Origin of the sequence: Mucilaginibacter sp. RCC_168, from assembly GCF_041355315.1 — a bacterium.
In the GTDB taxonomy this organism is placed as follows: domain Bacteria; phylum Bacteroidota; class Bacteroidia; order Sphingobacteriales; family Sphingobacteriaceae; genus Mucilaginibacter.
Genome location: NZ_JBFUPN010000048.1, coordinates 1 through 8,547 on the forward strand (window position 1 = coordinate 1; position 8,547 = coordinate 8,547).

Here is an 8,547-nt window from a genome sequence, read left to right on the forward strand (position 1 = left end):
ATAACGTTTATGAAGGATGGCTACTCTATCAAGATTACAACTAAAAGATGTGTCCACACAGTAGCCCGTGGGGAGGGCATTGAAAAAACAAAAAAGCCGGGGCTGTGCGATTCCCTCCCAACGGGAGGGTGGAGGGAGGGGTTTAGCGAACTATTCTAATAAACTTCTGTCAAAATCCTTTGGCAACTTAACTGTTGGATCATTTTTCACAAGTGAGATAACAGTATTCTCAACAGTCCTGATCACATTTAGAATATCATGCTTTACTTCGGCTTCAGCAAAACGCAAAAAAGTAATACCAAAAGCTTCTAATTTTTGCTGCCTCAATTCGTCCTTTTTAAACGCGTCTTCATAATTATGCGACATGCCATCAATTTCGATAGCCAGCATCAAGTCCCTGCAATAAAAATCTACTATGTAATTATCAATAAAACGCTGGCGATCAAAATCGAATCCTAATAATTTATCATTTTTTAATTCGTCCCATAATAATAGTTCTCCCTCCGTCATCGTTTTCCTGAGCTTACGGGCCAGGGCTTTTAAGATTGGGTTATATGGGATGATTTTCCTGGCCACTATTAACTTGTGTTTATCGCTTTTAGAAACCCCTCCCTACACCCTCCCGTTGGGAGGGAATCGCACAAGGCCATTACTCTTGACCTTTATTCGGACAACTACCCATACTCAAGAACCTAAAAACTACATTTTAAACTTCAGGCTATTGCCGGCCTTATCAATATTTTTAAAAAACTCGGGATCTTTTTCATTGGCAAAGCATACCATTAAAATGATACCGGTATGACTGCGCATCAGGGTAATTAACAGGGCGTATTTATAATGTTTGGTGGCAGGCAGATCAAGCAGGTTAAGCAGGTATGATTTGCCGGCATCGGCATTGTAGCGGTCGAGCACGTTTTGCGGCAGCTTACGCTCAAAATAATTATTATCGCCGGTAAGGGCTATCGCATGAGCCTTGCCCATCTCCCCATATAAAGAATCGGGGTTGGCCAACTGACGGCCTTTATCATTCTGCGAACGTTCATAACTGGCCCAGTTTTCTTTTTGCGATTTTACCTGGAACCATACTTCAAACCCCTTCCCCGGCATTTCCATGGCATAATCAAAAGAAAAGTCTTCATTGTTGGTAGCCGGTATTTCTTTAAATCCTTTGGGAAAGGTGAACGTGGCATTGGCCTGTGCCAAAAGCTGCAAAAACTCTTTAAATTGCTCGCCTCCCTGTACCGCGGGCCTAAACAAGGTGGGTACTGGTTTCTTTTTAACCTTAGTTTTAGCATGCTGAAAGCTTACTTGCGCCGAGCCGCTTGTAACAAAAAACAAAAGCGCAAGCTGTAATAATATGTGCTTATTTTGTTTCACAATGGCTTTCATTTTCTGGGAAGGTCCAAATTGCTTTAAGGTCTTGTTATAAATATATAAATACAAATCAAAACTAATTAAAAAATTAAAAAAATAAGCAACTTGCTAAAGCCTTTTAGTTTTACAAAGTAACCCGCTGTACCAAACGTATTCTGGGCTGATTTATTGAACGGCATGTAAAATATTACCTATTAAAGTTGTTTACTATTACGAAATCAAAGCTTGTTCATAACTTTACCTTAGATATAACAAGGATATTTATGTTACCAAACCATATAATTGTATTTAAATAATGCTCAATAAATATGAAGTACGAAGATATTCCATTGATCAATAACGAAGCTATTCATCACTTTGAACTCACGGTTAACGGTACCAGCTCATTTATTGATTATAAGTTAAGAGGCGATGTGGTATACCTGATACATACCGAAGTACCCGAGGAAATGGAAGGCCAGGGCATTGCGGCGGCACTGGTAGAGAAGGCTTTTACCTATATGGAACAGCATAACCTGAAAATGGTACCCCTATGCGCTTACATACAAGCCTACCTGAAACGCCACCCCGAATGGATGAAATTAAGAGCAGTTTTTGAGTAAGTTGGTGAGTGGTGAATGGTGAGTGGTGAATAGGGAGCGGTGAGTAGTTAGCAGTGAGTTTTGTTAAGATTTTGACCATTAGCATGATAGCCTATTGATTATAAGTTAAACATTTCCAAATCAACTACTCACCACTCCCCATTCACCACTCTCTAATAAGGTGATGCGCTAACCGCCGACCAGCCGCCATCAACCACGATATTTTGCCCGGTGATTTGGGTAGCCTGCGGCGATACCAGGAACAATACAGCATTAGCTACATCCTGTACCGTGCCCGGCCGGCCCATAGGAGTAATGCGCGACCATGTATCTTTATAACTGGCATCTTCCATGGTGCGCTCGGTTAAAGTAGCGCCAGGGGCTACGGTATTTACCGTGATATGAAATGGCGATAACTCCACGACCAAACTTTTGGCCAGCATTTCGAGTCCGGCTTTGGTCATGCCGTAGGCCGCCAGATTTTTATGCGCCTGGTGCCCCGTTACTGATGACATAAACAGGATACTGCCGCCACTTTTTTGTTTGATGATCTGCTGAGCTGTACGCTGCGCCAGGAAAAAACTACCCTGCAAATTGAGGTTCATGACACTTTGCAATGATTGTGCCGGGTAATTCAAAAAATCGCCAAACAGGGTAATGCCCGCGTTGGCTATGGCTATGGTCAATTTGCCAAACTGTTGTACCGCCGTATCAACCATTTGCTGTATAAAATCAATATCGGCAGCATCGCCGGCCAGGTCAATACAGTTACCACCAAGCCTGTTGATAGCCTCGGCAGCCTCGGCAGCCAGTTGCGGGCTCACATCATTAACCAATACTGCCGCGCCCTGCAAGGATATTTGTTTGGCAATTTCAAAACCAATGCCTTGTCCTGCCCCCGTTACAATGGCTACCTGCCCGGTAAAATTATTTAAAGTCATATTTTTGATTGTATTACGATGAGTAGACTCACCCGGTCATCACTTCATTCGACCACCCTCTCTTCGCCTACGGCGGAAAGAGGGGATTCTTTTATTATTTTCCTCTCTTCCAGCCGTAAATCATTAATTAGCTAATTAATTTACTCCCTAATCACTAATTCACTAAATCAATAATTCACTAATTAATCAATGAGAATCCCGCACCACCTCGCTGCCCGAGCCGCCTTTTAAAAAGTCAAAGTCGGCGCCGAGGTGGGCCTGCTCCACATGGGTTTGGTACAGGTGTACATAGCCCCGTTTGGCTATGTTGGTGTTTAGTACCAGTCGTTCTTTGCGAGCCGCTATTTCCTGGTCGCTTACGTTCAGGTGTAATGTACCCGCGTAAACATCCAGGCTGATGATATCGCCATCCTGTACAATGGCCAGTGTACCGCCTACTGCTGCCTCGGGCGATACATGCAGTACCACCGTGCCGAAGCCGGTACCGCTCATACGCCCATCTGAGATCCGCACCATGTCGCGCACACCCTTATCTAATAGTTTTTTGGGGATGGCCATATTGCCTACCTCGGGCATACCGGGATAGCCTTTAGGGCCTACATTTTTGAGTACCAGTACATTGGTTTCGTCTACCTCGAGGTTAGGGTCGTTGATCTTATTTTTGTAGTCCTCAATATCCTCAAACACAATGGCCCTGCCTGTGTGGATCATCAGTTCGGTACTCGCTGCGGATGGTTTCATGACCGCGCCATTTTCGCACAAATTGCCTTTCAGCACTACTATACCGGCTACCTCGTTAAATGGCTTTTTCCAGCTGGCTATTAGCTCGCGGTTAAAACATTCGGCATGTTCGTAGTTATCTTTAATAGGCTGGCCGGTTACAGTTATGGTATCGCCGTGCAGTACTTCATGCAGTTCTTTCATCAGGGCTGGCAGTCCACCGGCGTAATAAAAATCCTCCATAAAATATTTACCCGATGGCTGCAGATTGGCCAGCAGCGGGATACGTTGGGCGGTAGTATTAAAGTCGTCCATATTCAGATCAACCCCGATGCGGGCCGCAATGGCCAGCAGGTGAATAATAAAATTGGTTGAACCACCAATAGCCGCGTTTACACTGATGGCATTTTCAAAAGCCGGGCGGGTTAGTATATCAGACAGTTTCAGATCTTCCCGAACCATCTCCACAATACGGTTACCCGACAAGTGGGCGAGCACTTTTCTGCGTGAATCAGCTGCTGGAATGGCGGCATTTTCGGCCAGCGACAGGCCCAACGATTCTACCATACAAGCCATGGTTGATGCCGTACCCATCACCGCGCAATGACCACGACTACGGGCCATACAGGCTTCGGCAGTATACAGGTCCTCATCATTCATGTGACCGGCGCGGTGATCTTCGGAAAAGCGCCAGATATCTGAGGTGCCGATGTCGTGCCCCCGGTATTTACCTGTAAGCATAGCACCACCCGAAACTACAATAGTTGGGATATCCACACTGCAGGCCCCCATGATGAGCGCGGGCGTGGTTTTATCGCAGCCGCAAAGCAGCACCACGCCATCCAGCGGGTTGGCGCGGATAGATTCTTCTACATCCATACTCACCAGGTTGCGGTATAACATGGCCGTGGGTTTGATCAAAGTTTCACCTAATGACATCACCGGGAACTCTACCGGATAACCACCGGCTTCATAAATACCATTTTTTACAGATTCGGCCAATTCGCGAAAATGGGCGTTGCAAGGCGTAAGCTCCGACCAGGTATTGCAAATACCGATAACCGGTTTACCCTGCAGCTGATGTGCCGGGATACCCTGATTTTTCATCCAGGCACGGTAAATAAAGCCATCCTTGCCTGTTTTGCCAAACCAGCCCCTGCTTCTTAGCGGTTTATTGTCCATAAGTATAATTGGTATATTGAAGGTTCAATAAAGCAAATATAAATTTCTATAAATCGTTTTAGGTATGGATAAAATAAAATTATTTCGACTCACCTAAATCACATTTTTTAACTCACACTCCTTTGGAGAGGGATGGGATTAGGCTTTACTTTTTTACCTATATTGGTTTAAACTTTACCCATCATGGCAAAATACTTCCTTCTCCTGCTTATGCTAACTGGTCTTCGCTCATTTGGGCAGGATTTTAAAACGCAGATAGCTGATTACCGCAAAGGTTATATGGACGATTTCCTGAAAGACGCGCATTCCCCTCTTAAAAAGGAGGACCTCCAATTTTTGCGTTTTTTTGATGCCGATAGTACTTACCGCGTTACTGCACAAGCCACAGTGCTGGTGAACGCCCAAGCTTTTATTATGCCGGTATTCAGCGGTAGCGGCAGCGAATATGTGCCTTATGCCGTGCTAAAATTCACCCTCAAGGATAAACCTTTAGAACTAACCGTATATAAAAGTACAAGGTTATCCAAAATTCCGGGATACACCGATTACCTGTTCCTGCCATTTATTGATGATACCAACGGCACTACTACCTACGGCGGCGGGCGATATATTGACCTGCGCACAGGTGATTTTAAAAATGGCAGTGTGGTGATCGATTTCAATAAGGCCTATAACCCCTATTGCGCGTTCAGCTCCGGATACTCCTGCCCAAAGCCGCCTGACGGTAATCGCCTGGCTATTGCTGTAGAAGCGGGAGAGAAACTGTTTGGTAAAGAGGTGAAGCATTGAGTTGAAGTAATTGTATCTATCTCAATATAACCATGTCATTGAGCGTAGCGCGGCAATCTCCCCGCGTTTATGCCCGCGAGGGAATTGCTTTGTCGTTCCTCCTCAATGAAATGTATAAGGGTTGATGAGATAGTAGTACTTTCTCTTCCAAAAAAATCTCCTTTTAAATTTCAAAAAAGTATTCTATATTCACCCCCGTCAAACAAGTGTCAATCTCACACTCACTATAAACCAATAAACTGATGTTCAATATGCTTAAACCCTTCCATCATTCGCTTGTTAATAAAATACAATCGATTGCGGTAATAATATCAATTGCTGCTTGCTGCCTTGCAATACAAGCTTCGGCAACCGTTAAATCGTACAAAAAAGCCGTGGATGGCGTTACATTTTCTTTGGATAAAGGTCTGCTGAAAGTGCTGGTGCGCCGGGCTGACATCATTGAGATCAAATACACCATATTCAATGCTTTTGAAACCAAACCATCACTGGTGGTTAATAACAGCTGGAAAACTCCTGCTCTTTATCAGGTTGCAGAAAATAAAACCGAGGTAACTATTATCACGGCCAAATTAAAGATCCGGGTGAACAAGGCTACCAATGCTATTACCTATACTGACCTGAAAGGTAACATCATTACCGCCGAAGACAGCGAGAACAAAACCATTACCCCGGCTACTGTGGCTGGCATCAGTACCAATACCATAAGCACGCAGTTTGTTTCGCCGCAAAACGAAGGTTTATTTGGTTTGGGCTGCCATCCCTTGGATTCTTTATCCATCAATTACAAAGGCCGCAACCAGGAATTACTCATTAAATACCTTACCGGCGCTATCCCCGTACTGTTATCGACCAAAGGTTATGGCCTGCTGTGGGATAATTACTCGGCCTCCAACTTTTACGGCGCCGAAGCCGGTAACACCAAATTCAAATACGTTTCTGAAAGCGGTAAACAGGTTGATTATTACTTTTTCTATGGTCCTTCATTTGATCATATTATTGATCTGTACCGTACGGCTACCGGCAAAGCGCCTATGTTTGGCAAGTGGGCCTTTGGTTTGTTTCAGTCGCAGGACAGGTATATGAGCGAGGACGAGATCATCAGCGTAAAGGATAATTACCGCAATAACCATATTCCGGTTGACGCGATAGTACAGGACTGGTATTACTGGGACCCATTGCCTATCGGCTCGCACGTGATGAAACCCGAGCGTTACCCGCATCCAAAACAAATGGTTGATGAATTGCATAAAGCAAACATCCATGCCATGATATCGATATGGCCGGTATTTGGCAAGGGCACACCCAACTATGACGCGCTGGAAAAAATGGGCGGCCTCACCGATATTACCTGGGACAACGTAGTTACCCATACTTTTGATACCTATTATGATGCCCACAACCCCAAAGCCCGCGAACTGTACTGGGATCAGGCCCGCGACAGTCTGGTTAAACGCTATGGCTGGGATGCCTGGTGGATAGATCAGTGTGAGCCTGATAACGGCGCTTTGCAGGATGCCCGCCGCCAAAGCAATTTTAGCATTGGTAAAGGGATCGATTATTTTAACACTTACTCTCTGCAACATACCAAAGGTGTTTACGAAGGCTGGCGCAGGGATATCCCGGGCAAGCGCGCTTTCTTTTTGGTTCGTCAGTCATTTGCAGGGGAACAGCGTAATGCTTCCACCTTATGGTCGGGCGATATCGAGTGTACTTTTAAGGACTTTAAGAACCAGGTGCCGCAGGGTATCAACACCGGCGTATCGGGCATCCCTTACTGGACATCGGATATTGGCGGTTATCACTTCCACTGGAAAGCTGCCGATTGGTCGCAGCCCGATAAACGCGAGCTGTTTACCCGCTGGTTTCAGTTTGGCGCGTTTTGCCCCATCTTCCGCATCCATGGTAAAGGCGAACGGGCACTGTTCAGCAAAAACTGGGATGATCATACCAAAGCCATCCTGCTCAACTTTGACAAACTGCGCTATCGCCTGCTGCCATACATCTACTCGCTGGCAGGTCGTGTTACTACCGATAATTATACCATCATGCGTTCGCTGGCTTTTGATTTCAGGGACGACAGCAAGGTTTATGGTATACCTGATCAGTATATGTTCGGTCCGGCATTTATGGTGAACCCGGTTACCGAGCAGCTCTATACATCGGCTGATGCCGACAAGAAAGCCAAGGCCCGCCAGGTGTACCTGCCCGCGGCCAGCAAATGGTACGATTTCTGGACAGGCGAACTATTGGATGGCGGACAAACCATTAGCGCTGCCGCACCGATCGACATTCTGCCGCTTTATGTAAAAGCCGGTTCCATCATTCCAATGGGCCCGCACATGGAATACGCTACCGAAAAACCGGCCAACAACATCGAGCTGCGTATTTATCCCGGCGCCGACGGATCATTTAAGTTTTACGAGGACGAGAACGACAATTACAATTACGAAAAAGGACAATACGCAACTTTCAACCTAAACTGGAACGATAAAACCCGCAAACTCACGATATCCGATACCAAAGGTAAATTCCCCGGTATGCTCAAAAGCCGCACCTTTAATATTGTAATGGTAAAAGGCAGCCACGGAGCCAATGTAGAGGTAACCGACAAGGCAGATAAGGTGGTTAAGTATGCAGGGAAAGCGTTGGTAGTGAGTTTATAGAGGAAGATATATTTAGATAAATAAAGTTACTCCTACCTGTAAACATCGACCGCAGAACCGACTCACCAGATCTGCGCTTCACTGGAATCCCCTCTCTTCGCCTTCGGCAGAAAGAGGGGATTCTTTTTTGCGGATCATTGCGAGGCACGAAGTAGAAGCCCCCTCTAAATCTCCCCCCTTTGGGCTACTGTGTGTACACATCTTTTTGATAAACCCTAGAGGGGTTTAATGTCGGTAGAAATAGAATCAAAAGAAGTTTACGTGCCGTAGGTACGTCACTATTGAACTTTGCAG

At 45.4% G+C, this 8,547-nt stretch carries 7 protein-coding genes; 3 read left to right on the forward strand and 4 right to left on the reverse strand.

Translation table 11 applies throughout. The annotated features are described in order from the left end of the window. Positions 1 to 150: 150 nt before the first annotated feature. Both AB6735_RS27670 and AB6735_RS27675 read right to left on the reverse strand, forming a co-directional pair. Positions 151 to 576, reverse strand: a complete 426-nt coding sequence (locus AB6735_RS27670) for an endonuclease domain-containing protein (protein WP_370999423.1) — start codon at positions 574 to 576, stop codon at positions 151 to 153. A 123-nt stretch (positions 577 to 699) separates the two neighbouring features. Then, on the reverse strand, positions 700 to 1,389 hold the full coding sequence (locus tag AB6735_RS27675; protein ID WP_370999424.1) for a hypothetical protein: 690 nt from the start codon (positions 1,387 to 1,389) through the stop codon (positions 700 to 702). 293 nt (positions 1,390 to 1,682) lie between these two features. Here AB6735_RS27675 and AB6735_RS27680 point away from each other — a divergent pair, with 293 nt between their 5' ends. Beyond that, entirely contained in the window at positions 1,683 to 1,976 is a 294-nt protein-coding gene (locus AB6735_RS27680; protein ID WP_370999425.1) for a GNAT family N-acetyltransferase, read from the forward strand. A 152-nt stretch (positions 1,977 to 2,128) separates the two neighbouring features. Here AB6735_RS27680 and AB6735_RS27685 read toward each other — a convergent pair whose 3' ends face one another. Together AB6735_RS27685 and AB6735_RS27690 are read right to left on the reverse strand one after the other, a co-directional pair. Then, entirely contained in the window at positions 2,129 to 2,896 is a 768-nt protein-coding gene (locus tag AB6735_RS27685) for an SDR family NAD(P)-dependent oxidoreductase (protein ID WP_370999426.1), read from the reverse strand. 186 nt (positions 2,897 to 3,082) lie between these two features. Next, entirely contained in the window at positions 3,083 to 4,798 is a 1,716-nt protein-coding gene (locus AB6735_RS27690; protein WP_370999427.1) for an IlvD/Edd family dehydratase, read from the reverse strand. A gap of 183 nt (positions 4,799 to 4,981) precedes the next feature. Between AB6735_RS27690 and AB6735_RS27695 the strand changes: the two genes are divergently transcribed. Both AB6735_RS27695 and AB6735_RS27700 read left to right on the forward strand, forming a co-directional pair. Next, positions 4,982 to 5,587, forward strand: coding sequence for a DUF1684 domain-containing protein (locus tag AB6735_RS27695; RefSeq protein ID WP_370999428.1), 606 nt, complete (start codon positions 4,982 to 4,984; stop codon positions 5,585 to 5,587). Positions 5,588 to 5,829: 242 nt separating this feature from the next. Next, positions 5,830 to 8,253: a glycoside hydrolase family 31 protein gene (locus AB6735_RS27700; RefSeq protein ID WP_370999429.1), complete on the forward strand. Its 2,424-nt coding sequence runs from the start codon at positions 5,830 to 5,832 to the stop codon at positions 8,251 to 8,253. Positions 8,254 to 8,547 lie beyond the last annotated feature (294 nt).

What these genes read in the sequence shown, in the direction of transcription:
- AB6735_RS27685 (WP_370999426.1), bottom strand. Translation starts at nt 2,896, where the DNA reads ATGACTTTAAATAATTTTACCGGGCAGGTAGCCATTGTAACGGGGGCA.
- AB6735_RS27700 (WP_370999429.1), top strand. Translation starts at nt 5,830, where the DNA reads ATGTTCAATATGCTTAAACCCTTCCATCATTCGCTTGTTAATAAAATA.
- AB6735_RS27695 (WP_370999428.1), top strand. Translation starts at nt 4,982, where the DNA reads ATGGCAAAATACTTCCTTCTCCTGCTTATGCTAACTGGTCTTCGCTCA.
- AB6735_RS27675 (WP_370999424.1), bottom strand. Translation starts at nt 1,389, where the DNA reads ATGAAAGCCATTGTGAAACAAAATAAGCACATATTATTACAGCTTGCG.
- AB6735_RS27680 (WP_370999425.1), top strand. Translation starts at nt 1,683, where the DNA reads ATGAAGTACGAAGATATTCCATTGATCAATAACGAAGCTATTCATCAC.
- AB6735_RS27690 (WP_370999427.1), bottom strand. Translation starts at nt 4,798, where the DNA reads ATGGACAATAAACCGCTAAGAAGCAGGGGCTGGTTTGGCAAAACAGGC.